Raw genomic sequence first — 26985 nt, forward strand, 5'->3', positions numbered from 1 at the left:
CGGGCTTGTCTGCTGCAGCGGAACTGCAGCCCGCAACGGTGAAGAATCCGGACGCCATGGCCCCGCTCATCGAGATCATCGATGAGCTGTACGGATCGGTTCGGTCCGCGGGCCGCGACGATCTCGGGGGTCGGCTCGGAATGGTACGGGCCCGAGTCAGCGATACCCGGGTGCGCTTGGTGGTGGTGGGACCGCCCAAGAGCGGGATGAGCACCCTGGTCAACACCCTGGTCGGGGCGCAGATCAGTGCGACCGACAGTCCGGTGAGCGTGCCGGCGGTCGTCGAGTACGGCGCCGAACCGTCCGCGACGCTCGTGCGCTGGGTGACCGGCGGGCGGACCGAACGCCAACCGGTGGATCCGCTCGATCCGCTCCCCGCGCTGACCGCACAGGACGTGGTGCGCGTGGAGTTCGCCCATCCCAGTCCGCTGCTGGCGGAGGGGATCGTACTGATGGACGCGCCCGGGGCGGACGTCGACGACCGGGGTACCTGGTCGATGATCGCCGCCGCCGATGCCGTGCTCTACCTCGCCGATGCGGGAGGCCGGCTCGGCGACGAACAGATCGCCTATCTGCAGCGGGTGCACCAGGTCTGTCCGACCGTGATCTGCGTGCTCAACAAGATCGACCGGTACTCGTACTGGGCGCAGATCCAGGAGCAGAATCGGGAACTGCTCGACGCGGCGGGTCTGGCGTTCGCGGTCGCGCCCGTATCGACGCAGCTGCACCGCGAGGCGGAACGCTCCGGCGACCGGCAGCGCGCCGTCGAGTCCGGGATACCGCAGCTCGTCGAGCATCTGCGCGAGTATGTGGTGGCGAACGCCGACGCGGTGGCCACCGCCGCCGCGGTCCGCGATATCCGACTGGTCAGCGACCATCTCGGGATGGGACTGCGCAGCGAGGCGGAAACCCTGCGCGATCCGCGGCGCCGCGGCGAGATCACCCAGCAGCTGACCGCCGCCCGTGACGAGGCCGACAGACTGCGGCAGCGCAGCGCCAACTGGCAGATCGTATTGGCCGACGGCAGCACCGAGTTGATGGCCGATATCGAACACGATCTGCGGCATCGGTTGCGCAGTCTGGTCCGGGACGCCGAAACCCGAATCGCCCAGGGTGACCCGGGCCGCGGCTGGACCGCGTTCGGCGCCGACCTGGACGCGCGGATCGGCGATGTGATCGAGGAGAACTTCGAACTGGCGGAATACCGCGCGCAGGAGCTGGCCGAACAGGTGGCCGCGAAGTTCCCGGCCGACCATCGCAGCCCCAACCTGCCGGATATGCGGGTGAGTCCGGGAGAGGTGATGGAGCAGGTCGCCCGGCTGGAGCCGTTGGAGAGCGGGAGGGACAGCGTTGTGCAGCAGGTGCTGTCCGTGTTGCGCGGATCGTACGGCGGCCTGCTGATGGTCGGTGTGGCGACCAGCCTGCTCGGAATGTCGCTGGTGAACTGGTATTCGGGGACGGCGGGCGTACTGCTCGGCCTCCACGCGCTGTGGGAGGACCGCCGCACCCGCACCCAACGCCGGCAGGCCGAGGCCAAGGTCGCGGTTTCGCGCCTGATGGACGATGTGATCTTCCAGGTGGGAAAGGAATCCCGAAACCGGCTGCGGGGAGTGCAGCGCGTGCTGCGCGACCACTTCAGCGAGATCGCCACCGATACGATGCGCCGCGCCGAGGAGGCCCTGGGCGTCGCCGAGGAGGAGGGCGAGAAGTACGGCGAGAGGGGACAGGCGCGGCTCGCGCAACTCGACGCCGAACTGCTCAAATTGCGTGATCTACGGCAGCGGGCCGACGGATTGCTCGCGGTTACCGTCTAGGGGCAGGACCCTTACGTTCCCGGCGGGGACTCGGAGCCGGCTTCGTCCCATGGGCCGCGATCCCGGGACGAATGGGTCCGTGGGACCGGGCGGTGGCTCCTTCCGTTCCAGGTGCCGCTTGCCGGGACATGCGCGGGTCGGAAGGTGCCGGCGAGTTTCGGTGTCTCGGCGCGGATCACGTGGGTGACGGCATTGATGAGCGCCAGATGGGTGAATGCCTGTGGATAGTTGCCGAGGTGACGGCCGGTGCGCGGGTCGATCTCCTCGGCGTAGAGGCGCAGCGGTCCGGCGTGTCCGAGCAGCCGTTCGCACAACCGTCGGGCCCGGGAGACCTCCCCGATTTCCACCAGCGCCGACACCAGCCAGAACGAGCAGATGGTGAAGGTGCCCTCGGTGCCGGACAGGCCGTCGTCGGTGGTCTCGGTGCGGTAGCGCAGCACCAGACCGTTCCGGGTGAGCTCGTCGGCGATTCCGAGCACGGTCGCGCGCACCCGGGGGTCGTCCGCCGGCAGGAACCGGGTCAGCACCACCAGCAACAGGGACGCGTCCAGGGTGGTGCCGCCGTAGACCTGGGTGAAGCGGCCGGCGGCGTCGACCCCGTGGGCGAGCACATCGGCCCTGATCTCCTCGGCGATCGCGGCCCAGCTCTGCGCGACCTCGGTCTGCCCGTGCAGTTCGGCCAGTTTCGCACCGCGGTCCAGCGCCACCCAGCACATCACCTTCGACGAGGTGAAATGCTGCGGTTCCCCGCGCACCTCCCATATTCCGCGATCCGGTTCGCGCCAATGTGTGATGGCGGCATCCACCTGTCGTTTCAGCATCGGCCACAGCGATTCCGGCACATGCCGGCGCGATTTCACGTGCAGGTACACCGCATCGAGCATGGTGCCCCAGATATCGTGTTGGTTCTGGTTGTAGGCGCCGTTGCCGATCCGCACCGGCCGCGCGTGCTGGTAGCCAGTGAGATGGTCGAGGGTGGATTCGGTCAGTTCGCGTTCCCCGCCGATACCGTAGAGCACTTGCAGCGGGACCTCTTCGCCGTCGGGACCGGTGGTGGCGTCGTACAGGAAGGCGAAGAAATCGTCGGCCTCGCGGTCCAGACCCAGGGTGTACAGGCCCCACAGCGCGAAACTGGAATCCCGGACCCAGCTGTAGCGGTAGTCCCAATTGCGTTCCCCGCCCGGGGTTTCCGGAAGCGAGGTGGTGGCCGCGGCCATCAGCGCGCCGGTGGGCGCGTAGGTGAGTCCCTTGAGGGTGAGCGCGCTGCGCTGGAGATAACTGCGCCACCGGTGGTCCGGGAAGTTGCCGAGAGTTATCCACTCCCGCCAGCATTCGACGGTCGTCCACATCTTCTGCGCCGCCTCGTCGAAGGTGTGTGGGGCGGGCAGTTCCGACCAGGTCAGCGCCACGAACACCGAATCGCCCTCGCTCATGCGGGTGCGTGCCCGGGCCTGGCGTCCTTCCAGGCCCAGCCGCAGGTCGGTGGTGAGCACCAGGGTCGGGCCGGTATCCGTGTCCGTGGGAACCGCGGTGGCCTCCTCATACACCTTTCCGGTGTATTCCCAGGTGGCGGTGGCGCGGTGATAGTCGAACGAGGGTTCGCAGCTCAATTCCAATTCGACCGTGCCGTTCACGCATTTCACGGTGCGCAACAGCATATGCTCGGCGTCCCAGTCGGTGGGGGTGCGGCGATGGGTCCGGCTGCGCTGCTGGGTGTTGTGCCAGGGGCCGAGCACCAGCGCGTCGCGCACGATCAGCCAGCCCGTCTCGGTCTGCCAGGTGGTTTCCAGGATCATGCCGCCGGGCAGATACCGGCGTGCCGAGGGGACGTTGCACCCGTAGGGGCCGAGCCGGAAATGGCCCGCGCTGCGATCGAGCAGCGCGCCGAAGACGCTGGGTGAATCCGGACGCGGCAGGCACATCCATTCGACCGAGCCGTTACCGGCGATCAGGCAGTTGGTCTCACAGTCGGACAGGAACGCGTAGTCGTCGATCGGCGGGAAATCGGCCGAGTACGGTGGTTCGGCCGATTCGTCGAGCGTCTGGAGACCGGGTAGGTCGTCTGAACTATCTGGACTCGCCATACCACATCATGGGGCGGGCGGCGCTCATCCGTCCACCCGGCCCTCGGCCATCCCATCCGGTCGGGTGGCTCACACGCGCCGGATACGGGCCAGCCAGGCGGCGACATCGACCGGGCGGTCGGTGGGCAGTCCGAGGCGGCCGGCTTCCTCGGCGACGGCCGCGGTGACCCGCCCGCGGTAGCGGGCCGGGCGCAGGTCCTCCAGTTCCCAGCCTTCACCGGCGAAGGCGTCGCGGATGACGTTCTCGCCGATCCGGGGACCGAACCCGGGTCCCGCATTCGACAGGGCCAGGATGTGGACGTATCCGCCCGGTGTGCAGACGGCACGCAGACCGCGTACATAGGTGGCCCGGGCCTCGGGGTCCTCGCCGAAGACATGGAACAGCGCGCTGTCGACAACGGTGTCGAAGGTGCCTAGCCGCTCGGCCCCGTCGACGGCGAGGGCGAGTACGTCCGCGACCTCGAACCGGGCGCCCGGCACACCCTGTTCGGTGGCGTTGCGGCGGGCGTATTCCACCGCGCTCGGGGACAGGTCGATACCGAGTACGTCGTAGCCGAGCCGGGTGAGGGCGATGGTGTGTTCGCCCGCGCCGGTGCCGGGGTCCAGCACCCGGCCACGGATTCGGCCGTCGCGCTCCAAGGCCACGATCGCCGGCTGCGGTTCGCCGATCACCCAGGGTGCGGTGTCGCTGTCGTAGATCGAGTTCCAGTTCTCCACGGACTGTGTCATGACCTCAGCCTGCATCCTCAACGGGGGTTGAGGTCAATGGTTACCGCCGAGGCCGATGGATTGTTGCCCACCTGTGCCGCTCGTTACCGAGCCGTGCCCCGGCACCGGTACGAGGCCGCGATCGGACGATTCGGGCGTGGCTCCGCGTCCGCTCGGGGGCTGCGCCCGTGTTTCGGTTCATAGGCGCGTTACCTCGGCCATCGCTTCGGCTCGGGCGTGGTTTTCGGCGGACCGGTGCCGGGCGATGTCGATTAGGCTGGGCGTGTGGATCGCATCGAGGGATGGTGGGACGGCTTCGAACTGTGGGTGGCGGGACTTCCGTTCATCCCGCAGTTCCTGGTGGTACTGGCGGGCATGGTGCCGATCAGCTTCGCCATCGCCTACCTGCTCGACCGTGGTTTGAAGAACGTCATGCGGTGGCCGGGTCGAGAGGAGGATCCCGGCGTCCGGGCCCGTGATCGGGTGACGGCGGAGTCGGGGAAACCCGAGTGGGATGTCGAGCCGGTTCCGGCCGTGATGGTGGCCCCGGCTCGGGAACACGTCGGAAGTGGTGCCCACTGATGCCCCGTTCTCGTGTGCAGCTCGCTCTCGCCGCCCTGCTGATCCTGATAATCGTCGCCTGGTTCTTCACCCGGTAGACGCGTCAGGGCGTGGGCCCATCGGCGGCCCGGGTACGGCTCGAAGGCGTACGGACGCCGTCCCGGTCGAAGTGGAGGCGGACCCGGCCCGACCGGTGTCGTCGAACGGCGACCGGGACGGTGGAACACCCCGGGCGCCGTCATTGGGGCCGGTCGGCCCCACTAGACTGTCCCGCGCCCCGCGGAACCGTTCGTGCCTCCCGCGCTCGTTTCCGGCCGCCGGGCCACGCCGGCGCCGTAGCCCGGCGTCTCCATCCGTGAGTGCCGCCCCGGCCCTGCGCCGCCGATCGGCGGTCGACAGAAAGGTCCACCATGTCACGCACCCGCCGGTCCGCCGGGCGTCGTCGGCTTGTCGCTGCCCTCGTCGGCCTCGCGGCCGTGGTGCTCTCCGCCTGTGCCGGCGGGCCCAGTGACGTGGTCGGCGCACCGAGCGTCGACGGAATCGGCGGCACCCTCGCCCTGTACGCCTACGCGGTCGCCAAACCCGGCTTCGACCTGGTGGTCCCGGAGTTCAACCGGACCGAGGCGGGCGAGCAGGTGCGGGTCCGGCAGTCGTACGGCGCGTCCGGGGACCAGTCGCGCAAGGTCGCGGGCGGCGCCCCGGCCGATCTGGTGAACTTCTCCACCGAGCCCGATATCACCCGTCTGGTGGACGCCGGGCTGGTGGACCGGAACTGGAACGCCGACGCCACGAGGGGAATCCCGTTCGGTTCGGTGGTCGCGCTCGTCGTCCGCGAGGGAAATCCGAAAGGTATCCGGAGCTGGGACGATCTGCTGCGGCCCGATGTCGAGGTGGTGACCCCCAACCCGTTCAGCTCCGGTTCCGCGAAATGGAATCTGCTCGCCCCGTACGCGGCGATGAGCGAGGGCGGGCAGAACCCGCAGGCCGGGCTGGACTATCTCACCACGATGATGGAGCGGGTCCGGGTACAGCCGAAATCCGGTCGCGAAGCCACCGAGACGTTTCTGCAGGGCACCGGCGACGTGCTGATCAGCTACGAGAACGAGGCGCTGTTCGCCGAACGCCACGGCGACCCCGTCGAACACACCGTGCCCGACGCCACCATCCGGATCGAGAACCCGGTGGCCGTGTTGAAGAACACGCGGAACCGGGAGCAGGCCGTCGCCTTCCGCGACTTCCTGTTCACCCCGACGGGCCAGCGTGCGTGGGCGGAAGCGGGCTTCCGTCCCGTCGATCCGGGTGTGGCCGCCGAATTCGCCGCCGACTTCCCGCCGCCGCGGCGGCTGTACACCATTGCCGATCTCGGTGGCTGGGAAACGGTGAACGAGGAATTGTTCGCCCCGGACAGCGGCAGTATCGCCGCCGTCTACGACCACGCCACCAAGTAGCCGCGTGACCCGGCCCACACGCGATACTCGATAACCGTGACCGATCCCAGCCCGCGCACCGGGACCTTCCCCGATACCGCTTCCGGCGACCCCGCGGACCCGCACGAACCCGGCGGGCGGCCCTTGCGGTCCTGGCTGCGGTTCAGCGGCTCGGTGGGGCCGCTGGGTGTGGCCACGGCGGTCCTGTGGCTCAGCGTCATCGTGCTGCTGCCGCTGGCGGCGCTCACCGTCAGCGCGTTCGATACCGGCTGGTCCGGGTTCTGGGCCGCTGTCACGAGTCCGGTGGCGCTGGCGTCCTTGCGGGTGACCATCGTCGTCTCGATGTTCGTGGCGCTGCTGAACGTGGTGATGGGGACCCTCGTCGCCTGGGTACTGGTACGTGACGAATTCCCCGGTAAGGGGATCGTCAACGCGCTCATCGATCTGCCGTTCGCGCTGCCCACCATCGTGGCCAGTATCGTGCTGCTGTCGCTGTACGGGCCGAACAGCCCGATCGATGTCCATCTCAACGCCACCCGGCCCGGTCTGGTGGTGGCGCTGGCCTTCGTGACGCTGCCATTCGTGGTGCGGTCGGTGCAGCCGGTGCTCATCGAGGCCGACCGCGAGGTGGAACAGGCGGCGCTGTCATTGGGCGCGAACAACTGGATCACCCTCCGCCGAATCGTGCTGCCCACCCTGGCGCCGGCGATCATCAGCGGCGGTGGGCTGGCGTTCGCCCGCGCTATCGGCGAATTCGGCTCGGTGGTGCTGATCGGCGGCAATATTCCCCGCGAGACCCAGGTGGCCTCGCAGTACATCCAGCAGCAGATCGAAATCGACCGCCCGGTCGCCGCGGCGGCGGTGTCGGTGGCGCTGCTGGTCATCGCCTTCGCGACCCTGCTGGTGTTGCGGTTGTTCTCCGAGTGGACGGCCAGGAAGGAGCGCGCGGCCCGATGAAGCTGTCCACCCCCACCCGTATCTCGCTGCGGGTGCTCGCGCTCGGTTATCTGTTCGTCCTGCTGGTGCTGCCGCTGGGGGTGATCCTGGTCCGATCGTTCGGCCACGGGATCGTCGCCTTCATCGATCAGATCGGCACCCCCGCGGCCATTTCGGCGATCAACCTGTCGTTGCTCATCGTGGCCATCGTGGTGCCGGTGAACGTGGTGTTCGGGGTGCTCATCGCACTGGCCCTGGTACGCGGCAGCTTCCCCGGCCGGCGACTGCTGCAGGGCCTCGTCGATCTGCCGTTCGCGGTGTCGCCGGTGGTGGTCGGTGTCTCGCTGATCCTGTTGTGGGGGGTGGGCGGCTGGTTCGGCGGACTGGCCGAACTGGGTATCCAGGTGATCTTCGCGGTCCCCGGGATGGTGATCGCCACCATCTTCGTGACCCTGCCTTTCGTGGTGCGCGAGGTGGAGCCGGTGCTGCACGAGATCGGCGACGACCAGGAGCAGGCCGCCGCCACCCTCGGCGCGTCCGGTTGGCAGACGTTCCGGCGGATAACCATGCCCGCCATCCGCTGGGGTCTCACCTACGGTGTGGTGCTCACCGTGGCCCGCGCGCTCGGCGAGTTCGGCGCGGTGATCATGGTGTCGTCCGGTTTCGCCGGTGTCTCGCAGACCCTCACCCTGCTCGTGCACGCCCGCTATATCGACGACCACAACGATTTCGGCGCCTACTGCGCCGCCACTCTGCTGATGGGCATCGCGCTGCTCACCCTGCTGTTGATGACGCTGCTGGAACGCAAGCGGGACACCCGTTGACCGTGTACGCCGGAGGCCATTCATGATCACCGTGACCAATGCGCGCAAGCGCTACGGTTCCTTCGCCGCCCTCGACGATGTGAGCCTGGAGATTCCCTCCGGGACGTTGACGGCGCTGCTCGGGCCCTCCGGTTCCGGCAAGTCGACCCTGCTGCGCAGTATCGCCGGACTGGAAACGCTGGATTCGGGAATGGTGGTGATAGCCGGACGCGACGTGACCGGGGTGCCGCCGCAGAAACGCGATATCGGGTTCGTATTCCAGCACTACGCGGCGTTCAAGCATATGACCGTGCGCGACAATGTGGCCTTCGGTCTGAAGATTCGCAAACGGCCCAAGGCCGAGATCGCCGGGCGGGTGGACGAGCTGCTGGGCATTGTCGGGTTGGACGGGTTCCAGCACCGCTATCCGGCGCAGTTGTCGGGTGGGCAGCGGCAGCGGATGGCGCTGGCCCGCGCGCTGGCCGTGGATCCGCAGGTTTTGCTGTTGGACGAGCCGTTCGGCGCGCTCGACGCCAAGGTGCGCGCGGATCTGCGGACCTGGCTGCGCCGGCTGCACGAGGAGGTGCACGTCACCACCGTCCTGGTCACCCATGATCAGGAGGAGGCCCTGGATGTGGCCGACCGGATCGCGGTGATGCACGCCGGTCGGATCGAGCAGGTCGGCAGTCCCGAGGACGTCTACGATCGGCCCGCGAACGAATTCGTCATGTCGTTTCTGGGGGCCGTGGCCCGGCTCAACGGGCATATGGTGCGTCCACACGATATCCGGGTCGGCCGCGATCCGAGTATGGCGCTGGCCGCGCACGAGGGTACCGCCGAATCGGCGGGGGTCACCCGGGCCACCGTCGAGCGGGTGGTGCGGCTCGGTTTCGAGGTGCGGGTGGAGTTGCGCAATGCCGCCACGGGAGATCTGTTCACCGCTCAGGTGACCCGCGGTGACGCCGAGGCGTTGCGGCTGGGGGAGGGCGAGACGGTGTACGTCCGCGCCACCCGGATCCCGGATCTGCCGACGAGCTGAGGGTGTTGCTGTACCGAGGGATATCCGAACGGCATATTTTCGGCAAATATCGATAGGACATCGGTGCGTCCGCTGTCCGGATGCGTGTCGGCCGCTGTAGTCGGATTCTCTTCGCGAGCAACCCGGCCGAGCTGGGAAATCGGTGGTCGCGGCACAGATCATGGAATGCGGCGGTGTCGGACAATGGGTTGTCCGCTGGTTGGCATGCGTGATCACGGAATGATTGCCTGTTGCCGTTCGAAGCGTGTCCGTTCGGCGAGCAGATGGGGTTCGATGGCTACAGGTCTCGGGTTGAGCATCGGTACGGTCAACGCGGTCTCCGCGCTGACGGGTACACCGGAGGGGGCGGGCAGGGGGCGCAGGCGGCGACCGGACCCGTCGTTTGTCACGACCCACCGCACCTCACTCGTTTTCGACAGCACCGGTCTGGCCCGGCTCGGCACCATCCCGCCGCATGGTCGGGTGATCACCGAATTCGCCGATCTCGGCCGGCCGGAGACGAAGGGCGCGCGGATCGGGAACCACGCACTGCGGCCTGCCGATCTCGTGGCGGTCGTCACGGACTGCCTGATCTCCGATGCCCGCCGCGATCCGCGCGGTGACGATGCCGAAGTCGTCCTCGCCCATCCGATCGGTTACGGCCCGGAGCTGGTGGCGATGCTGCGGTCGGCACTTGACTGGGCCGGGCTCGAGCGCGTGCGGTTGGTATCCGAGCCGGTGGCGGCCGCGGCCTGGCTGGAGGCCGAGTACGGTCCGCTGATGCCGGGGTTGGCGCTGGTCTACGACCTGGGCGGCGCCACTGTGGACATCACGCTGGTGCGCGTGGGTGGCGGAAGCCCGGACGATCCGGTGATCGGTACTCCGCTGCGCTCGCGGGCGTTCGGCGGGCGGGCGTTCGGCGCCCTGGTCGCCGAGCGTTCCTGGGGCGGCCGGGCCGCCGGTGACGAGGTGAGTTCGGATTCCGTGTCCACCGACGCGTTGCGGGTCGATCATGTCCGCGGATCGCTGGACCTGGTCTATCGATGCCTGCGTTCGGCCGACGTCACCATGGCCGATGTCGATCGGATATTGGTTGTCGGCGGCGCCTCCCGGCCGGCGCAGGTGGCGCGGGTGCTGTCCGACGAACTGGCCCGACCGGTGGTCACCACGCCGGATCCGGAATGTGTGGTGGCGCTCGGTGCCTCCGTACTGGCCCGGCGGGAGCGGGAGGCCGCAGCGGAGGAGCCGCTGCGGATGCGCAGTCTTTCCCGCCTGGCCAGGCGTCGTCGCGCCGCCGTGTTGGCCGGGTCGAGCGTCGCGGTCGCGGTCGCTGCCACCATGTCCGCCGACACGGTGTGGGCCGACACCGTGTGGGCCGGCCTGCCCCTGCTCGGAGCGGGCTGATACCGGATTCGGGTCGGTCCAGGGTTCGCACCCGCTGTGTCCACCCCGTCCGATCAGGTGTGTTGACGGGGCCCATTGTTGATGTAACTATAGGACACAGTAATGCGGACCCTCATGAGAGGCAGTGACGACGATGTCTTCAGCCACGACGACCCCTGACGTGGACCAGGTCCTCGCCCAGGCGCAGGAATACGCGGAGAAGCTGTTGCTCCTGTCGGAGGGCTCGGTCAACCGGCACTTCGATCCGTTCACCGACATCGATTGGGATAACCCCGATTTCGATGCCGACACCCGCCCCCAGCGGTGGATCCTGCCCGTCTCGGCCGACCCACTGGGCCGTCACCCCTGGTATCGGGCGCTACCGGAGGACCGCAAGATCGCCATCGGCAAGTACCGCCAGGCCAATGTCGCCAAGGTCGGACTGCAGTTCGAGGCCATCCTCATCAGCGGCATGATGCAGCACATCTTCGGTCTGCCCAACGGCGACCCAGAGTTCCGCTACTGCTCCCACGAGATGATCGAGGAGCACAACCACACCCTGATGTTCCAGGAAATGGTCAACCGCATCGGCGTCGACGTACCCGGTATGGGCCCGCTGGTGCGCAAACTGCGTCATCTCGCGGTGCCGGTGGCGGTCGCGTTCCCGAACCTGTTCTTCATGGCCGTGCTCGCCGGCGAGGAGCCGATCGACCATATCCAGAAGGACATCCTGCGCTCCGACGAGGAAGTGCATCCGATCATGCGCGGCGTCATGGCCATTCACGTGGCCGAGGAAGCCCGCCACATCTCCTTCGCGCACGAATTCCTCACCAAGCACGTCCCGGAGTCCTCCGCGCGCAACAAGTTCGTGCTGTCGCTGGCCATGCCGGTGATCATGTGGATCCTCGGCCGGGCCATCGCGACCCCGCCGAAGAAGTTCTTCGAGGAGTTCGATATCCCCGACAGCGTCCGCAAGGAACTGTTCTACGGTTCCGACGAGGCCAAGCAGGTCTTCAGCGACTACTTCGGCGACGTACGCGCTCTCGCCAGGGAGATCGGGCTGATGAACCCGATCGCCAAGCGGGTGTGGAAGGCCCTCGGCATCGACGGGCACACCACCCGCTACCGGTCCGAGCCGCTGCGCGTCGCGGCCCACCGCGCGGCCTGATCGGCGGGTAGCATCACATGCCCTACGTCGTCACCCAGTCGTGCTGCAGTGACGCCTCGTGCGTCTACGCCTGCCCGGTCAACTGCATCCACCCCACCCCGGACGAGCCGGATTTCCTGTCGGCGGAGATGCTCTACGTCGATCCGCAGGCCTGCGTGGACTGCGGCGCCTGTGCGTCGGCCTGCCCGGTCGACGCCATCACCTCGGCCAAGAAGCTGACCGAGGCGCAGCGGCCGTTCATCGAGATCAACGCCGACTTCTACCGGCAGCCCCGGCCCCGGCCGCTGCTCGCGCGCCCGGTGCCGCCGCCACCGATCGATACCGAACGGGGCCCGCTGCGGGTGGCGATCGTGGGATCGGGCCCCTCGGCCATGTACGCCGCCGACGAACTGCTCACCCGGCCGGATGTCTCGGTCACCGTCCTCGACCGGCTGCCGGTGCCCTACGGCCTGGCCCGTTACGGTGTGGCGCCCGACCACGGCAGAACCCGACAGGTGTCGCGGCTGTTCGACATGATCTCCGCCCAGCCCGGGTTCGGCTCGTATTTCGACGTGGAGGTGGGCAAACATATCTCGCACGAGGAACTGCTCGCCTACCACCACGCCGTGGTCTATGCCGTCGGCGCGTCCGCGGACCGCAAACTCGGGATTCCGGGCGAGGGATTGGCGGGGAATGTCTCGGCCACCGGTTTCGTCGCCTGGTACAACGGGCATCCCGACCACGCCGACCGGGAATTCGACCTGTCCCAGCGGCGGGTGGTGATCGTCGGCAACGGCAATGTCGCGCTCGACGTGGCGCGGATTCTCGCCACCGACCCGGATGAACTGGCCGGCACCGATATCTCCCCGGTGGCCCTGGAGGCCCTGCGGCGCAGCGCCGTCGAGGAAATCGTGGTGCTGGGTCGCCGCGGCCCTGCCGAATCGGCGTTCACCGTACCGGAATTCGTCGGCCTGCTCGGCTCCGAGGTGGATATCGTCATCGACGGTGAGCTGCCGCCGATCACCGATGACCTGCCCCACCGGGTCGAACAGAAACTGCGGTTGCTGCACAGCGTGGCCGAGCGCCCGGTCGGCCGGCGGCGACGTATCGTCTTCCGCTATCTGGCCTCGCCCGGACGGATCCTGGGTCCCGATCGGGTGACCGGGCTCGAGGTGGTCCGCAACGAGCTCGTCGTCGCGGGCGACGGGCAGGTGCGCGCGATGCCCACCGACGATATCGAGCTGCTCGAAACCGGCCTGGTGCTCACCTCAGTCGGCTACCGCGGTGTGCCGCTGCCGGGTCTGCCGTTCGACGAGCGAACCGGGGTGATTCCGAACCGGGACGGTCGGGTGTTGGACGGCCCCGGCGGCGCGGTCCTGCCCGGGACGTATGTCACCGGCTGGATCAAGCGCGGGCCCACCGGGTTCATCGGCACCAACAAGTCCTGCGCACAGCAGACGGTGCGGCAGTTGGCCGACGATTTCAACGCCGGGCGGCTGAGCGAGCCGGCGGGCGGCGCCGCCGGGTTCGACCTGCTGCTGCGTGATCGGCTGCCCTCGGTGCGCGCCGCGGGCGCGGTGGTGCGCCCGGCGAAGAGTATCCGCCGCCTGATCGGTCGCGCCTGAGCTCGAGTTCGAGTGCGCCACGAGCGCGGAAGGGGAGGCCGATGTGGTCAGGTGATCTCGCTGGATGTGGCGCTGTGTAGGAGACGAAGGTTTATGGCCCTTCGGAACCGTCCTGCGGGGGGAGGCTCCACATCGCCCCGAGCGGTTCACTTATGGGGCCGGTCCGTGTGGGTTTTGTTCGGTCGTCAACTGGTCCGGAGCCGGTGGGTGAGGGCGGTGTGGCGGCGGCCCGCGCCCGGGGTGCGGACCGCCGCGGCCAGGGCTTTGCGGGAGCCGACCAGGACGACGAGTTTCTTGGCGCGGGTGATGCCGGTGTAGAGCAGGTTGCGTTGCAGCATCATCCAGGACGAGGTGGTGAGAGGGATGACGACGGCGGGGTATTCGCTGCCCTGGGAGCGGTGGATGGTGACAGCGTAGGCGTGGGCGAGTTCGTCGAGTTCCGAGAAGTCGTAGTCGATGGATTCGTCCTCGTCGGTGAGCACGGTCAGCGTCTGCTCCTCCGTGGTGATGGCGGTGACGACGCCGACGGTGCCGTTGAACACCCCGGCCTTGCCTTTGTCGTAGTTGTTGCGGAGCTGGGTGACCTTGTCGCCGATCCGGAACACCCGACCGCCATAGCGGCGTTCGGGCTGCCCGTCCTTCGGCGGGGTGAGCGCTTGCTGCAACAACGCGTTGAGGTTGCCGGCACCGGCGGGGCCGCGATGCATCGGCGCCAGAACCTGCACATCCTGGCGCGGGTCGAGTCCGAACCTGTGGGGGATACGGCGAGCGACGACATCGACCACCAGCTTGGCGGTCTCCTCGGCCGGATGCAGATCCGACTGTTCGGCGGGTTCACAGGTGAACCAGAAGAAGTCGTCGAACCCGGTGAGCTGCGGCGGGGTCGCGGCGTTGACGCGATGGGCGTTGACCACGATCCCCGACTGCCGGGCCTGCCGGAAGATCTTCGTCAACCGGACCCGCGGAATCGCCTCGGCGGCCAGCAGGTCGCGCAGTACTTCTCCGGCACCGACGGAGGGGAGCTGGTCGACGTCACCGACCAGCAGCAGATGCGCCCCCTCCGGGATGGCTTTGACCAGTTTGTTGGCCAGGATGACGTCCATCATCGACGACTCGTCCACCACGACAAGGTCGGCGTCCAGCGGGTTGTCGCGATCGTGTTTCGGGTCGCCGCCGGGTTGCAGCTCCAGCAGCCGATGGACGGTGGAGGCCTCATGGCCGGTCAGTTCGGCCAGCCGTTTGGCGGCCCGCCCGGTCGGCGCAACCAGCACCACCATGGCTTTCTTCGCCGTGGCCAGCTCGACGATGGAGCGGACGGTGAAGCTTTTACCGCAGCCGGGTCCGCCGGTGAGCACCGCGACCTTGCGGGTGAGGGCGAGTTTTACCGCGTCGGCCTGCTCATCGGCCAGGTCCTGCCCGGTCCGGCCCCGCAGCCATGTGAACGCCTTGTCCCAGTCGACCCGAGTGAACGCGGCGAGCCTGTCGGCCGTGGAGTCGAGTAGGTCGAGCAGGCCACCGGCCAGGGAGCTCTCGGCTCGGTGGAAGGGCACCAGATAGACCGCTGGAATGCTCCCGTCACCGGAGGGGACCGGTTCGCGGATCACGCCTTCGTCTGCGGTGAGCTGGTCCAGGCAGGGGCCGATCAGGTCCCGGTCGACCTCCAGGATCTTGGCGGCCTCGGTAATCAGGTTGGGTTCGGGCAGGTAGCAGTGCCCATTGTCGGCGGCCTGCGACAGGGTGTACCGCAGCCCGGCTTTGATCCGCTCAGGGCTGTCGTGCGGTATCCCGACCGCTTGGGCGATGGTGTCGGCGGTCTTGAACCCGATGCCCCACACGTCGGAGGCGAGCCGGTATGGTTCTGCGCGGACGACACCGATGGAGGCGTCACCGTAGTTCTTGTAGATCCGCACCGCCAGGGAGGTGGACACCCCCACCCCCTGCAGGAACACCATCACTTCCTTGATCGCCTTCTGCTCCTCCCACGCATCGGCGATCTTCTGGGTGCGTTTGGGGCCGAGCCCGTGCACCTCGATCAGCCGCTGCGGCTCTTGTTCGATGATGGTCAGGATGTCGAGACCGAAGTGGGCGACCATGCGTTCGGCCATCATCGGCCCGATCCCCTTGATCAGCCCGGAGCCGAGGTAACGGCGAATGCCGGCGATGGTGGCGGGCAGCACGGTGGTGTAGGAGTGCACCTGGAACTGCTTGCCGTATCTGGCGTGGTTGCCCCACCGACCGGTCAGCCGCAGGCTCTCACCGATCTGGGCACCGAGCAGCGGTCCGACCACGGCCAGCAGCTCCGGGCCGGACTGCTCGGTGGCCAGGCGGGCGATGGTGTAGCCGGTGTCCTCGTTGGCGTAGGTGATTCGCTCCAGTACCCCCTCCACCACCGCGTGCCGTGCGGTATCGGGAGAAGATCGCGCAGCGGGCATGTTCACCATTGTGCCGGGTGCGATGCGTTGCGGGGCCGCGTGTGCGGCCTCGGCCCGCGTGTGGCAGCGGCCAGGAACCGGTAGGCGTACCGCTCAGGGGAATCGACCACGAGCTGCGAGCGGTTCTCCCGTCCACGATCGGGGACCGGATCGATCGCCGCGCCACGACAGGAGTTTTCGATCAGTGCCTCCCCGATATCCTGTGGTAGGCAATGTGCAACAGTATCGTCTGTGAGCAAGCGCACGCCGCCCGCGAAACGCCCGGGAAACCACTTGCCGACACCGCTGTTCGACGCGACGGCCCCACCGCCTGACGATCGCCTCGACGATGCCGGCGACGCGACCGATCCGCGGGTTGTGATGGAGGCGGTCCTCGCGGGTTTCGCCGAGATCACCGATCCGGTGGAGGCGGAGCTCCTCGGCTCGATGTTCCTCGGTGCCCTCGGCTTCCTCGGCGCCCAGGTGGCCGAGGTCGCCGAGTCCGAACTCGTCCCGGTGATCGAGGCGGTGGGCGACCCACGGGCGGCCGGGATGCTCGCGGTGCTCGCCGCACTCGGCGGCCGGCAAATCGGCGAGGCCGCCGCCGCGGGACTGGACCGACTGCGGGTCCGCGGCATCGCCGTCCCCGAGTGGGCGGGGGTGTTGTCGGCTCCGGTGACCGCGCGTGATTGCGTCGCACTGTGCGGGGACGGCGAGGCGCTGGTGCTTGCCGCCCGCTTCGACCGCGCGGACGCGGGGCACGCGGTGGTGATTCTGCTCGACCCTCAGGAGTGCGGGGAGGCCGCCGAGATCATGCTGCTGGAGGCCGCCGATCTGACCGAAGTGCTCGCCGAGCTGCGCCGGGGCGCCAAACGTGACAAGGTCCGGCTCACCACTACGGCCCTCGACCCGGCCGAATTCCGGTGGCGGGCCGAAGTCGCGATGGACGCGCGTGACCATCACGACCGTGACGACGAGGACGACCTGTTCGATCCGTACCACATTGCCGACCCAGACGGTCCGTTCGACGACGAGGACGATCTGTTCGACGACGCGGATATGCTCGATGAGGACGGTCCCGGATACCACGGTTTCGCGTTGTTGCTGCGGGCCCGGCTGCGAGCACTGCCTCTGTCGCCGAAACCGAAGCCGCCGCACGGCGGGTATGGCGACTTCGAGGGCACCGGTCTGCCGGCAGCACTCGATCGGTTTGCCGGCCTGCCCGGTGTGTTCGGCGGCGAGGCCGCGGCCGCTCCGGTGAAGTCGAGCCTGAAACTGCCCGCCAAACGCAAGACGAAAGACGGGCAAGCCCCCGTTCTGCAGTTGCGCGTCGACCTGCGCGGCGCCAAACCGCCGATCTGGCGCCGCCTGCAGGTTCCCGGCGATATACCGCTGCGCGAGCTGCACGAGCTGTTGCAGGCGGCGTTCGACTGGCATTCGACACACTTGTACGCCTTCGATACTGCCTACGGCCGATTCGGCGTTGCGGATCTGGAGCTGGGATTGCGATCGGATGCGAAGGTCACCCTCGAACAGGTTGTCGCCGGTCCCGGAGCGAAACTCACCTACACCTACGACTTCGGCGACGACTGGGAACACGTGATCGCCGTCGAGAACTCGATGCCGCGCGAGGATGCCTCGACCTACCCGCGGTGCGTCGGCGGGCGGCGGAAGGCTCCACCCGAAGATTGCGGCGGTATCTGGGGGTACCAGGAGCTACTGCAGGTCCTCGACGACCCCGCCCACGAAGAGCACGAAGACCGACTGGAATGGCTCGGCATCGACCGACCGGACCAATACGACCCGACACACTTCGACACCGACGAGGTCAACGACGCGTTCGCCGCCCTTCGACACAATTCGAGACACCGGAAGTAGGCATCATGAACAGTTCGCCGCCGCCTGCCCCGCTGCCGGGTTCGACCGGACAGCGGCGATGGCATGGTGGAGACGCCCGGCGATGTCGTTCGGGGCGCCGGGGGTGAGGGTGAATTCCTCCTCGGTGTGATTGATCAGCAGGTAGCGCCCGTCCTGCGGGAGGTAGTCCATCCAGTGGAAACCGTGCGGGTTACCGGTGGGGCGGGAATCGATGGCCGGGCCGGTGAAGACACCGATTTCGCCCATCCCGGAGCGCGGGCGGCGGATGACCCGGTTGATTTCCTCGGTACGGGAGATCCGGGTGGGGTGCCGCGTGTATTCGATTTTCCCGATATCGGAGCGGGTGCCGCGGACGGCCGGAAACCGGCCCGGCGCGCACTTCGGCAGACACGCCGCCACCCGGGACGCCATATCGGATGGGGGGAAAGTGAAGAGCAGGATATCGCCGCCGTATTCCTTTGTCGGCCCGGGCAATTGGAGAGCCAGAGTCGCGGATTTCCCGACTGCTCCGGCGTGTGCTCGCACCACCTGTTCGAATCCGCGGCCGTAGACACCGTGCACTTCGATCCGGATGTGCGGTTCCAGCAGCGTACGCATTGCCAGGCGCGCATAGTTGTTCGGGTTGTCGAAGACCCAGCCGACGCCGAGTTCGGCGTCCTCGCACAGCTCGATCGGCACCTGCAGTCCATCGTGCCGCAACCGGTTCAGCAGCCGGAAACCTTGTGTGACAGCACGTTTGCGTTTGTGGATCTCGACATCGGGAACACCGGGGACCGTGGGATAGAACCGGATTCGGGCCTTGCGGGTGTCGTCTACGTAATGGGTTGCGGGCCAGTCCTGCCAGCCGTTGCCTTCACCGAGGGTGTCGTCGGTGATCAGCCAGTTGCCGACTTCCCGAGATCGCTGTGCGCGGATACCGAACGAGTGGATGAGGCCGGCGAGCAGATCGGACTGTCGCTCGGAGATCGGCTGGTCCCGGGGTGGAGCCAGCAGGATGCTCGATATTCCGGGCAGGCCGGATTTCTGGTCGTGGCCGTCGAGGCCGTACAGGTTTATCCGGGAAGCGAGCGGCAGCTCGCAGCGGGTGTGCTCATGATGCAGGAACACCAATTCCTGGATGTGGGGCACGGTCTGCGACGGCGCCTTGCCATTGGAAACTTTGGCCAGTTCGTTTTTCAGCCGACCGGCGAGATACTGAGCCTTGCGGCGGGCGAGCAGCAGCGGCGAGGGCACATTCTTGCCGTGGCTGCGCTTCCAACGTTTGTCGTCTCCGCCGATCGTGCCGTAGAAATGCTTGAGTTCGATCAGGTACATCCCACCGCGGCTCAGGACCAGCAGGTCGACCTCGTGCCAGCGTCCATCGTGATCCCGGAATTCGAAATTCGACCACGCCCGATAGGGTGGTGCGTCCGGGAGTAGATCCCTGACGATCTGCAAACCTTCACGCTCGTGTGGGAACCGCGAAGGGCTTTCCTGCACCCACCGGCCGCCCTGCATCGGCGTCACCCCTCACTCTCGCCGTTGTACACGATCCGGCTTTGTAGAACTGGATTCCTGTGTGTTCCGTCGAAAGACTATCCTGTCGAACCAACCGCGATCGGTGGCACCTTTCAGAAGATCAGGATTGGTTCGGAAGACCATGATCGGGTAGCCATCGCGTCGTAGGCCGCTGGGGTGTGAGCGGCCATAGAGACGTGGTCAAGTGATGCGTGCTGTTGTGACAGGGACGTCGAACGTCATGGTCTGGAACGGTGCCGCGAGGTGGTGTGGTTCGTTGCCCATGGTCCAGTGTGTGGAGTAGGCAGGGTGTATCCGAGTGCGCGGAGTTTGCTGCGGAATTCGGGGAGTCGGTCGGGTGGGACGGCGAGGTGGTGTTCGCCGATGAGTCGGCACAGGGTGCCGAGTGTGCGGTCGCGGACGATAAGGGTGGTGGCCGGGTCGGCGCATTCGATCAGACGGACGCTGCCGTGGTCGGTGAGCAGGCCGGCACGTCGCTCGGTGTCGACCGAAGCGGAGGTGTGAACTGTGACCGACCTACTCGACGGTGCGGCGCGATATCGGGCCGAGCGAGAACGGCATGAGTAGGCGGCACGTGGCCGAGCGCGCCCGGCATGTTCGGAAGAAGGCGTTCATCGCACGGTTCCAGGAGCGGTCCGGAGCAGAGTATCGGACGGTTGCTGTCCAGCGCCTCGGATGTGAAGGCAATTCCTTGGCTATTATTCGCATGGTGTGCGTATGGCTCGCAGGATAGGGGCTGTCGGAGGCTGGGCGTGATGCCGGGGCGGATTCCATATGCTCGCTGTGAGATAGCGGAGTCGTGGGACATCCCGGTGTATTGTGTCGCATCCAGGGGTGTGAACCGCTGATGGCAACTCTTCTACCTGCTGTTTCGATTCTAGATATCGAAAGTGGAAACTTTTGGTTGCAATTTGTCTTCGACATATCGCTCTGTCAGCTAACCTGTGGTGGCTGTTTGGAAGACGACCGCGGCCCATGGTTCTTTGCATGAGAGACGTGGTCACGGTGCGTTGACGGGATGGCGAATGACAACAGGGCTGGGTATCAGCATCGGAACAGTGAATGTCGTCTCGGCGCGAGTGGACGCCGAGCGACCGCGCCCCACGGTGCGTATCCGTCGCACCGCCGTCGGATTCGACAGCGCGGGCACGGCGCGGCTCGGCGGTATCACCCGATTCCCCACCGCGGTGAACGAGTTCGCCGATCTGGGGCGTGACCCCGAGCCGGTGTTCGTGGACGGGCGTATCTGGTCGCCCGCGAATATCTTCGCCTCGGTGGTGAGCGGGCTGCTCGCAGGCGTCGAACCCGAGGCGGGAGTGGTGGCCACCTATCCCGCGGGCTATTCCGACAAACAGGTCATGCTGCTGCGGCAGGCGCTGGAACTGTCCGGGACGGGCCGGGTGCGGCTGGTTCCCGAACCGGTGGCGGCCGCGCAGTGGTTGGAACAGGAAAACGGCCCGCTCGACACGGGTTTCATCCTCGTCTACGACCTGGGCGGCAACAGTCTCGACGTTACGGTCGTACGGACCGGGCCGGATTGTCCGGACCATCCGATGGCGGGGAAACCGCTGCGCTCCTATGATTTCGGCGGTCGCCCGCTCGGCGCCATGATCGCCCGCTGCGCCGGCGACCGACCGCTCGGCGCGCCCGCGGCGAAACCGGGCGGACTGTCGCTTCTGTCGATCGTCGACACCGAAAGCCTGCGACGGGACCAGATCCGCGATTCGCTCGAACTGGTACGCGCGGCCGTCCGGTCCGCGGGAATCGGTATGTCCGATATCGGCCGGGTGCTGTTGGTGGGTGGCGCGGCGCGCCCCCCGCAGGTGGCGAGCACCCTGGCCGAACTCGGCCTGCCGGTAACCGTTTCGACCGATCCGGGGCAGTGCACGGCCGTGGGCGCCGCCCTGCTGGCCGCCCGTGCCACCACCCTGGCGGCCGGCAGCCGACAACAGCGCGCCCCGATTTTCTCCGGCGCGGCCCTGTTCTCCGCGGTCGCCATGTCGGCGGCCACCGTCCTCGGCGGCGGTACCGGCGATACCGACCTGCCCGCCGCGCACGGCTATCCCGGACCGGATGCGGGGGCGCTGCTGTACGAAATCCACGGCAAGGCCATGGTCGAACGCACCGACAGCGGTGGGTGGAGCGTGCAGTACGGACCGCGGGCCGGCGGCTCCGGGGCGGTCGCGCCCGTCGGGCACACCCGCCCGTCCCTCGGCCCGTCGCTCGCCGAAAGCGGCTCGGCAGAGCGCACCGCCCCTCGTCGCCTGCACCACCGGCACGAAACAGGCCCCTACTCCGATCCTTCCCGATTCGCCAACCCCTTGCCCTTCGTCTATCCGGCTCCACACGTACTGCGTCCCCCGGCCGGTCCGTCTCATGTGAGCCCGGTGACGGAGATGCCATCGCATATCGACGGACCGGATGGGCGGCCGCAGGGCCCGCGAAAACCGCTGCCGTCACCCGAACAACCGGCGAGCGGGCCGCCGGCTCTCCCCGGTATCGGCCTGCCGGGCAACGATTCCGGAGTGTCGACCGGTGACTCGACCGGCTCGTTACCGGGGCCGATCGGCACCCCGGTGGTTCCGGGCGCCACCTATGGCGGATCGCCGAGCGTCTCGACCTCGCTGGATGCCGCCACGGGTTCGGGTGTCGAAACGTCGTCATCGACCGGTGTTTCCGGTCCGGCCGCATCGAGCGGGACCGTGACGCCGGGCGGCACCGGAACGTCGTTCCCGGGCGGCCCGACCGGCGGGATATCGCCGCATACCGGGGCACCCGAGGGCTCGTTGGGTACCTTCCCCGGTGCTGCCGCGCCGGGTGGCCGCACCTCGGCCGGCTCTCCGGCCGGCAGACGCGGCGCGTCCGCCTCCTCTTCATCCGACCACGGCTCGTCCGGTGCCTCCGCGCGACCCGGGAATAGCGGTAAAAGCGGGGCCTCTCACGATTCCCGGGGTGGCGCCACGAGTGGTTCCCGCAGCAGGTAGCACCTTACGCCGCTTACGGTCACGTGACGATCGTTGAGAAAATCGGTGTCCCGATATCGGCGCGGGCGGCACAATTGACCTGTGGGAAGTGACGGGGGAGCGCCGCAGCTCATCGCCTTGGATGTGGACGGAACACTGCTACAGACCGGTTCGCCGATCAGTCTCCGGGTGGGCGCCGCTGTGCGGGCGGCTGTCGCGGCGGGCTCGCATGTCGTGGTGAGCACCGGGCGCACGCTGCTCATGACCCGTCCGGTGCTGACGGAACTGGGTTTGAGCCAGGGGCACGCCATCTGCTCCAACGGCGCTGTACACGTGGATGTTGCCCGCGGTCATCCCGTGGCCGTGCACGCCTTCGATCCTGCGCCCGCGATCGGTGCCCTGCGCAAACTGTTTCCCGACATGATCTTCGCCGTGGAGAAGGTCGGCACCGGTACCTGGGCGAGCGGTATGAGCCCCGGCGAGTTTCTCGCGGGCGGTGAGTACCTCGTGGTCGACGAGACGATCCTGGGCAGCGAGCCGACCCCGCGGCTCAACTGCTGGTGGCCCGACGGCGAACCGGAGACGATGCGCCGCCTGCTCGGGACCCTGGCCGTACCGGATATCAGCTGGGTCTACGGTGAATTCGGTCCCTGGCTCACCGTCTCCCGCGAGGGGGTTTCGAAGGGGTGGGCGCTGGAGCGGCTGCGCCGTACGCTCGGCATACCGCGCACCGCGACCCTCGCCATCGGCGACGGCTACAACGATCGGGAAATGCTCGTGTGGGCGGGGCATTCCGTCGCTATGGCGAACGCGCCGGTGGAGGTGCACGCCTTCGCCGACGAGGTCACCGACGATGTCGCCGACGATGGGGCGGCCACCGTCCTGGAACGCTGGTTCCGCCCCTGAACAGGCCGATCGGAACCCGACGTGTACGAACTCGGATAGCCGATGCGCGAGTGGGATTCAGGCCGATAGGGGCAGATGTTCCGCGACGGCGGAATCGTAGCGGTTCCATACGATCTCGGCCAGGGCATGGTGGTCACCCAGGACGTCGGCGTGCACGACGTCGGGTGCCTGGTTCCGCAGCCGGTCGGTGAGCAGCCCGGGAGCGAGGAACCAGGGGGCGACGACGATATGCTCGGCTCCTTCGGCGCGGAGACGGGCCGTGGCCTGCGTGACGTCGGGATCGACGGTGACGAAGCAGGTCTCGGTCTGCCAGCCGGTCCACGCCGCGAGGCGCCGAGCGACCTGCGTCGTACGAATATTCGCCGAACGCGACAACGATCCCACGGCGGCCACCGCGACGCCCAACCGGTCCGCATTCGGTGCCGAACCGGTGCCGGCGCACGCCGCGAGCACCCGCTCGCGGAGCACCGAGACCAGCCGCGGGTCGGCCCCGAGTACCTGCGCCTGGGTCACCCGCGGCCACGGATGCCGGGCGGCCGCGGCGGCCAGGATTCCCGGCAGGTCGACGCGGGCGTGGAAGGCGCTGCCCAGCAGCAGCGGTACCGCGACCGCATGGGTTTCGCCCTGCGCGGCGAGCGAATCGAGCACCTGATCGACCGAGGGTTCGTTCAGGTCGAGAAACGCGGTGCGCACCGCCGTCCCGGGGCGTGTGGCGCGCACCCGGTCCACGACCGCGGACACCGTGGCCGCGGACCGGGGATCACGGCTGCCGTGCGCCACCGCGACGAGCGTGGGAGCACCGACCATCAGGCGGTGGTTCCGACCTCGACGGAGGTGAGCACATCGCCGACCAGGCCGGCCGCGAGGGTGTTACCGCCGGACGGGTCGATGAGCAGGAAACTGCCGGTGTGCCGGTTGGCCCGGTAGGTGTCGGCCGGGATCGGTTCGGCCACGCGCACCGAGATACGGCCGATATCGTTGAGCTCCAGCGATTCCGGGTTCGGATCGGAGGCCAGCCGCTGCTCGTCGAAACGTTCCAGCAGGCCGCCGACGATCGCCTGGGTGGTGCGGGTGCCGTGTTTGAGTAGCAGCCGGGCACCGGAGCGCAGCGGTTTGTCGCCGAGCCAGCAGACGGTGGCGTCGAAGGTGTCGATCGGTTCGGGGGCATCGTCGACCGCGGCGATGATATCGCCGCGGGAGATATCGACGTCGTCGGCCAGGATCAGGGTGACACTGCGGCCGGCCTGCGCCACCGCCAGCTCACCGTCAGGGGTGTCGATACGTGCGACGGTGCTGCGCACACCGGAGGGAAGCACCATGATCTCGTCGCCCGGGGCGACCGCACCGGCGGCGATCCGTCCCGCGTAACCGCGGTAGTCCGGGTATTCGGGGGTGCGCGGCCGGATCACGTATTGCACCGGAAACCGCAGCCCCAGCGAGTGCGTGCCGGTGTTGTCGGCGTCGACCGGAACCGATTCCAGGTGCTCGATCAGCGAGGGGCCGTTGTAGTAGGGGGTGTTGGTGGAACGGGAGGCGATATTGTCGCCGTGCAGCGCGGATACCGGGATCGCCGGCACATCCTCCTCCGACCAGCCGAGGGTGCTGGTGAGCTTGGTGAACTCGGCGGAGATCTCCTCGAATACCTTCCCGGCGGCCGCGATCCGCGCCGCTTCGGTGGGTTCGTCCTGGCCGACCAGGTCGATCTTGTTCACCGCGAGCACCAGTTTCGGCACCCCCAGCAGCGCCAGCACCGCGGCGTGCCGGCGGGTCTGCTCGACCACACCCTTGCGGGCGTCCACCAGCAGGATCACCAGCTGCGCGGTGGACGCGCCGGAGACGGTGTTGCGGGTGTACTGGACGTGGCCGGGGGTGTCGGCGAGCACGAACGAACGCCGCGGGGTGGCGAAATAGCGGTAGGCGACATCGATGGTGATGCCCTGTTCGCGTTCGGCCCGCAAACCGTCCACCAGCAGCGACAGGTCCGGGGTCGCCAGGCCCTTGTCCACCGAGGCCCGGGTCACCGCATCGATCTGGTCGGCGAGCACGGACTTGGTGTCGTAGAGCAGACGCCCGACCAGGGTGGACTTGCCGTCGTCGACCGAACCGGCGGTGGCCAGTCTCAACAGGTCGGACATATCAGAAGTAACCCTCTCGCTTGCGGTCTTCCATGGCGGCCTCGGAGACCCGGTCGTCCCCTCGGGTGGCGCCACGTTCGGTCAGTCGGGACGCGGCGACCTCGGCCAGGATGGCCTCGTTGGTGGCGGCGTCGGACAGGACGGCGCCGGTGGTGGAGCCGTCGCCCACGGTGCGATACCGCACCGACCGGGTCTCGAGGACCTCGCCCTCGCGCGGGCCGCCCCAGACACCGGGTGTCATCCACATCCCGTCGCGTTGGAACACCGGCCGTTGATGCGCGTAGTAGATAGTGGCCAGTTCCACGTTCTCCCGGGCGATATAGCGCCAGATGTCCAGCTCGGTCCAGTTGGACAGCGGGAACACCCGCACGTGTTCGCCCGGGGCGTGCCGACCGTTGTACAGGTTCCACAGCTCCGGGCGCTGCCGTTTCGGATCCCACTGGCCGAAGGCGTTGCGCAGCGAGAAGATCCGCTCCTTGGCCCGGGAGCGTTCCTCGTCGCGGCGGCCGCCGCCGAAGACCGCGTCGAAGCGGTTCTCGCTGATCGCGTCGAGCAGCGGGACGGTCTGCAGCGGATTGCGGATACCGTCGGGGCGTTCGGTGAGCCGTCCGTCGGCGAGATAGTCCTCGACATCGGCCACATACAGCCGCAGGCCGTATTTCGCGACCACGTGATCGCGGAATTCGAGCACCTCCGGCAGGTTGTGCCCGGTGTCCACGTGCAGCAGCGCGAACGGCAGCGGCGCCGGCCAGAACGCCTTGAGCGCCAGGTGCAGCAGCACGGTGGAGTCCTTGCCGCCGGAGAACAGGATCACCGGGCGCTCGAATTCGCCCGCGACCTCGCGGAAGATGTGGACGGCCTCCGACTCGAGCGCGGCGAGGGTGTCGAAATCGGTGATGCCGAGGGTACGTTCGGTGACTTCGGTCATGATGCGTGCAACCCACATTCGGTCTTCGAGAGGCCGGCCCACCGGCCACTGCGCGGATCGGAACCCGGCTCCGGCTTCCGTGTGCACGGAGCGCAGCCGATGGACGGATAACCCTCCTCCACCAGGGGATTGACGAGGATGGAGTGCTTGTCGATGTATTCGGCCATTTCATCGTCCGACCAGGCCGCGATGGGATTGATCTTGACCAGGCCGAATCCTTCGTCGAAGGAGATCAGTGGCGCATTGGCGCGGGTGGGGGCCTCCACCCGGCGAATACCGGTGACCCAGGCGTTGTACCCGGTCAGCGAGTTCCGCAGCGGCACCACTTTGCGCAGCCGACAGCATTCGTTCGGGTCCCGGGCGAACAGGTCCTTGCCCAGCAGCGCGTCCTGTTCGGCGACGGTGCGCTCGGGCCCGACGTTGACCATATTCACCCCGTACACCGCCTCCACCGCGTCCCGGGTGCCGATGGTCTCGGCGAAGTGGTAACCGGTGTCCAGGAAGAGCACGTCGACGCCGGACCGCACCTGGGCGGTCAAATGCACCAGCACCGCGTCCTGCATATTCGACGCCACGATATAGCCGGTGCCGAAGGTCTCGTCGGTCCACCGCAGCAGTTCCGTCGCGGAGGCATCGGGGCCGAGTTCGGCGGCGCCCTTCTCCGCGATGACCCGCAGTTCGTCGGCCGGCAGCTTCGCGGGCCGCTGGTCGGATGTAGCCGTGGTCATAGTTCGATCTCC

20 protein-coding genes are annotated in these 26985 nt (G+C 67.8%); 12 read left to right on the forward strand and 8 right to left on the reverse strand.

The window, feature by feature from the left end:
* Positions 1–5 precede the first annotated feature (5 nt).
* Positions 6–1814, forward strand: coding sequence for a P-loop NTPase family protein (locus ON20_RS07370; protein ID WP_040834207.1), 1809 nt, complete (start codon positions 6–8; stop codon positions 1812–1814).
* A gap of 11 nt (positions 1815–1825) precedes the next feature.
* Here the strand turns inward: ON20_RS07370 and ON20_RS07375 are convergent, their stop codons facing one another.
* Positions 1826–3898: a glycoside hydrolase family 15 protein gene (locus ON20_RS07375; RefSeq protein ID WP_083864723.1), complete on the reverse strand. Its 2073-nt coding sequence runs from the start codon at positions 3896–3898 to the stop codon at positions 1826–1828.
* A 69-nt stretch (positions 3899–3967) separates the two neighbouring features.
* Positions 3968–4627 carry a class I SAM-dependent methyltransferase gene (locus ON20_RS07380; RefSeq protein ID WP_040834247.1) on the reverse strand — a complete coding sequence of 220 codons (660 nt, stop codon included), beginning with the start codon at positions 4625–4627 and terminating at the stop codon, positions 3968–3970.
* Between the two features lie 264 nt (positions 4628–4891).
* On the opposite strand from ON20_RS07380, the gene ON20_RS07385 reads away from it, so the two are divergent.
* The 8 genes from ON20_RS07385 (at position 4892) to ON20_RS07420 (ending at position 13506) form a co-directional block, all read left to right on the forward strand.
* On the forward strand, positions 4892–5188 hold the full coding sequence (locus tag ON20_RS07385) for a hypothetical protein (protein WP_040834208.1): 297 nt from the start codon (positions 4892–4894) through the stop codon (positions 5186–5188).
* A 389-nt stretch (positions 5189–5577) separates the two neighbouring features.
* Positions 5578–6615 carry a sulfate ABC transporter substrate-binding protein gene (locus tag ON20_RS07390; RefSeq protein WP_040834209.1) on the forward strand — a complete coding sequence of 346 codons (1038 nt, stop codon included), beginning with the start codon at positions 5578–5580 and terminating at the stop codon, positions 6613–6615.
* A 123-nt stretch (positions 6616–6738) separates the two neighbouring features.
* Positions 6739–7551, forward strand: a complete 813-nt coding sequence (gene cysT, locus ON20_RS07395) for a sulfate ABC transporter permease subunit CysT (protein WP_051161878.1) — start codon at positions 6739–6741, stop codon at positions 7549–7551.
* The gene (gene cysW / locus ON20_RS07400) at positions 7548–8354 is read left to right on the forward strand and encodes a sulfate ABC transporter permease subunit CysW (protein ID WP_040834210.1); all 807 of its coding nucleotides are present in this window, start codon (positions 7548–7550) and stop codon (positions 8352–8354) included. The genes cysT and cysW overlap by 4 nt, the downstream gene beginning before the upstream one ends.
* 22 nt (positions 8355–8376) lie before the next feature.
* Positions 8377–9372, forward strand: a complete 996-nt coding sequence (locus ON20_RS07405) for a sulfate/molybdate ABC transporter ATP-binding protein (protein ID WP_040834211.1) — start codon at positions 8377–8379, stop codon at positions 9370–9372.
* 291 nt (positions 9373–9663) lie between these two features.
* A complete protein-coding gene (locus tag ON20_RS07410) occupies positions 9664–10755 on the forward strand; it encodes an Hsp70 family protein (protein WP_245547092.1) in 1092 nt (363 codons plus the stop codon).
* Positions 10756–10888: 133 nt separating this feature from the next.
* Complete coding sequence (locus ON20_RS07415) at positions 10889–11902, forward strand: AurF N-oxygenase family protein (protein WP_040834212.1); 1014 nt, start codon at positions 10889–10891, stop codon at positions 11900–11902.
* Between the two features lie 17 nt (positions 11903–11919).
* Positions 11920–13506, forward strand: a complete 1587-nt coding sequence (locus ON20_RS07420; RefSeq protein ID WP_040834213.1) for an FAD-dependent oxidoreductase — start codon at positions 11920–11922, stop codon at positions 13504–13506.
* A 185-nt stretch (positions 13507–13691) separates the two neighbouring features.
* Here the strand turns inward: ON20_RS07420 and recD2 are convergent, their stop codons facing one another.
* A complete protein-coding gene (gene recD2, locus ON20_RS07425) occupies positions 13692–15938 on the reverse strand; it encodes an SF1B family DNA helicase RecD2 (RefSeq protein WP_040834250.1) in 2247 nt (748 codons plus the stop codon).
* Positions 15939–16169: 231 nt separating this feature from the next.
* On the opposite strand from recD2, the gene ON20_RS34125 reads away from it, so the two are divergent.
* Positions 16170–17795 carry a plasmid pRiA4b ORF-3 family protein gene (locus ON20_RS34125; RefSeq protein ID WP_083864725.1) on the forward strand — a complete coding sequence of 542 codons (1626 nt, stop codon included), beginning with the start codon at positions 16170–16172 and terminating at the stop codon, positions 17793–17795.
* 3 nt (positions 17796–17798) lie between these two features.
* Here ON20_RS34125 and ON20_RS32905 read toward each other — a convergent pair whose 3' ends face one another.
* Positions 17799–19232: an ESX secretion-associated protein EspG gene (locus ON20_RS32905; RefSeq protein ID WP_169332323.1), complete on the reverse strand. Its 1434-nt coding sequence runs from the start codon at positions 19230–19232 to the stop codon at positions 17799–17801.
* Positions 19233–20338: 1106 nt separating this feature from the next.
* Between ON20_RS32905 and ON20_RS32910 the strand changes: the two genes are divergently transcribed.
* Entirely contained in the window at positions 20339–22297 is a 1959-nt protein-coding gene (locus ON20_RS32910) for an Hsp70 family protein (protein ID WP_157228741.1), read from the forward strand.
* 81 nt (positions 22298–22378) lie between these two features.
* Positions 22379–23182, forward strand: coding sequence for an HAD family hydrolase (locus ON20_RS07450; RefSeq protein ID WP_040834215.1), 804 nt, complete (start codon positions 22379–22381; stop codon positions 23180–23182).
* 57 nt (positions 23183–23239) lie between these two features.
* Here the strand turns inward: ON20_RS07450 and ON20_RS07455 are convergent, their stop codons facing one another.
* From ON20_RS07455 to ON20_RS07470, 4 genes are read right to left on the reverse strand one after another with little or no spacing between them, the layout of a single operon-like run.
* Complete coding sequence (locus tag ON20_RS07455; protein ID WP_040834216.1) at positions 23240–23989, reverse strand: sirohydrochlorin chelatase; 750 nt, start codon at positions 23987–23989, stop codon at positions 23240–23242.
* The gene (locus ON20_RS07460) at positions 23989–25317 is read right to left on the reverse strand and encodes a sulfate adenylyltransferase subunit 1 (protein ID WP_040834217.1); all 1329 of its coding nucleotides are present in this window, start codon (positions 25315–25317) and stop codon (positions 23989–23991) included. The genes ON20_RS07455 and ON20_RS07460 overlap by 1 nt, the downstream gene beginning before the upstream one ends.
* Position 25318: 1 nt before the next feature.
* Positions 25319–26263, reverse strand: a complete 945-nt coding sequence (gene cysD, locus ON20_RS07465; protein WP_051161865.1) for a sulfate adenylyltransferase subunit CysD — start codon at positions 26261–26263, stop codon at positions 25319–25321.
* Positions 26242–26973, reverse strand: a complete 732-nt coding sequence (locus ON20_RS07470) for a phosphoadenylyl-sulfate reductase (RefSeq protein ID WP_040834219.1) — start codon at positions 26971–26973, stop codon at positions 26242–26244. Before ON20_RS07470 ends, cysD begins: the two co-directional genes overlap by 22 nt.
* Positions 26974–26985 lie beyond the last annotated feature (12 nt).

This window comes from Nocardia brevicatena NBRC 12119 (genome assembly GCF_000308495.1).
In the GTDB taxonomy this organism is placed as follows: domain Bacteria; phylum Actinomycetota; class Actinomycetes; order Mycobacteriales; family Mycobacteriaceae; genus Nocardia; species Nocardia brevicatena.

Excerpts from the sequence above, each read along its gene's own strand:
- ON20_RS07375 (WP_083864723.1), bottom strand. The coding sequence starts at position 3,898 with ATGGCGAGTCCAGATAGTTCAGACGACCTACCCGGTCTCCAGACGCTC.
- ON20_RS07380 (WP_040834247.1), bottom strand. The coding sequence starts at position 4,627 with ATGACACAGTCCGTGGAGAACTGGAACTCGATCTACGACAGCGACACC.
- ON20_RS07390 (WP_040834209.1), top strand. The coding sequence starts at position 5,578 with ATGTCACGCACCCGCCGGTCCGCCGGGCGTCGTCGGCTTGTCGCTGCC.
- cysW (WP_040834210.1), top strand. The coding sequence starts at position 7,548 with ATGAAGCTGTCCACCCCCACCCGTATCTCGCTGCGGGTGCTCGCGCTC.
- ON20_RS07405 (WP_040834211.1), top strand. The coding sequence starts at position 8,377 with ATGATCACCGTGACCAATGCGCGCAAGCGCTACGGTTCCTTCGCCGCC.
- ON20_RS07415 (WP_040834212.1), top strand. The coding sequence starts at position 10,889 with ATGTCTTCAGCCACGACGACCCCTGACGTGGACCAGGTCCTCGCCCAG.
- ON20_RS07420 (WP_040834213.1), top strand. The coding sequence starts at position 11,920 with ATGCCCTACGTCGTCACCCAGTCGTGCTGCAGTGACGCCTCGTGCGTC.
- recD2 (WP_040834250.1), bottom strand. The coding sequence starts at position 15,938 with ATGCCCGCTGCGCGATCTTCTCCCGATACCGCACGGCACGCGGTGGTG.
- ON20_RS32910 (WP_157228741.1), top strand. The coding sequence starts at position 20,339 with ATGACAACAGGGCTGGGTATCAGCATCGGAACAGTGAATGTCGTCTCG.
- ON20_RS07455 (WP_040834216.1), bottom strand. The coding sequence starts at position 23,989 with ATGGTCGGTGCTCCCACGCTCGTCGCGGTGGCGCACGGCAGCCGTGAT.
- ON20_RS07460 (WP_040834217.1), bottom strand. The coding sequence starts at position 25,317 with ATGTCCGACCTGTTGAGACTGGCCACCGCCGGTTCGGTCGACGACGGC.
- cysD (WP_051161865.1), bottom strand. The coding sequence starts at position 26,263 with ATGTGGGTTGCACGCATCATGACCGAAGTCACCGAACGTACCCTCGGC.
- ON20_RS07470 (WP_040834219.1), bottom strand. The coding sequence starts at position 26,973 with ATGACCACGGCTACATCCGACCAGCGGCCCGCGAAGCTGCCGGCCGAC.